1 protein-coding gene is annotated in these 789 nt (G+C 59.1%); it reads right to left on the bottom strand.

What is annotated here, in order from left to right:
- Nucleotides 1–177: 177 nt before the first annotated feature.
- Nucleotides 178–474 (bottom strand): hypothetical protein, encoded by a 297-nt coding sequence (locus ACOCD2_RS23310; protein ID WP_293645953.1) that lies wholly within the window; start codon nt 472–474, stop codon nt 178–180.
- Nucleotides 475–789: the final 315 nt, after the last annotated feature.

Below are 789 nucleotides of genomic sequence, written 5' to 3'. Positions count from 1 at the left end.
GACGCCGCGTTCAGAGGCCTACTTTGTTTTCCCTCTGGCGCAAGGCACGCCGGGAAAACAGTGCGGCCTCGCGGCTACTGGGGTCTACCAGCCTTCGCTTCGCTCTCCATGGCTGGCAGCGCTGGATCAGCGCCAGGATGGCCTAGGCGTCTTCCGGTGCCCAAAGCGGGGTGGCTTTCATGCTTCCCCCTCCTTGAGCGGTCCGGTCAGCACCGTTGTGTCCGGTGCTGAGACGCACAACCGGAGACTCCCCCGGAACCGGTCCAGACTGAACCCCCAGACCGGTGCAGAAAATTCCCGGATGGAGATTTCCCAGCCGCCCAGGCCGGTGTGCCGCCCGGTGACGCTCAGGGTGTTGCCCTCCCCGTCCTCCAGATGAAAAACCCCCGTGGTATCGAGGGCGACCAGAGGTCGGACGCCAACCTTGCGGGCTACGAAGGCTTCTTCGTGCCCGAAGAAACGAAATGCTTTCATCGCATTCCTCCTACGGCTGATCAGGCCGTGTTGCTCAATTCGGATGCGATCACCATCCGAAATGATTGATGACGCCGTTGGTAGACCAAAAGACGTACCAAAGGGTCATCACGACGAGTACAGGCATCCTGTTTTTCCAGAACACCTGTATGAGAAAGAAGTTGCTGACCAGGAAGAGTACAAATCCCCAGCCAGGGGGTCCATAGTCCGGAGACCTTCTTTCAGGGATGGCCATTCTTTTGCCATTTTTTCTCTCCTTTGTGACTGGCCAGGTCTTGTGATGCGTGCCCTGCCTGGCCGGAACAGGGCGTGTTC

The sequence above is a fragment of the Thiolapillus sp. genome (assembly GCF_048562965.1).
Lineage (GTDB): Bacteria > Pseudomonadota > Gammaproteobacteria > Chromatiales > Chromatiaceae > Thiolapillus > Thiolapillus brandeum_A.
The sequence above is the reverse complement of the archived record's forward strand: the minus strand, read 5'-3'. Positions and strand labels throughout refer to the sequence as shown.

Coding starts and splice junctions, on each gene's coding strand:
- ACOCD2_RS23310 (WP_293645953.1), bottom strand. CDS start 474: ATGAAAGCATTTCGTTTCTTCGGGCACGAAGAAGCCTTCGTAGCCCGC.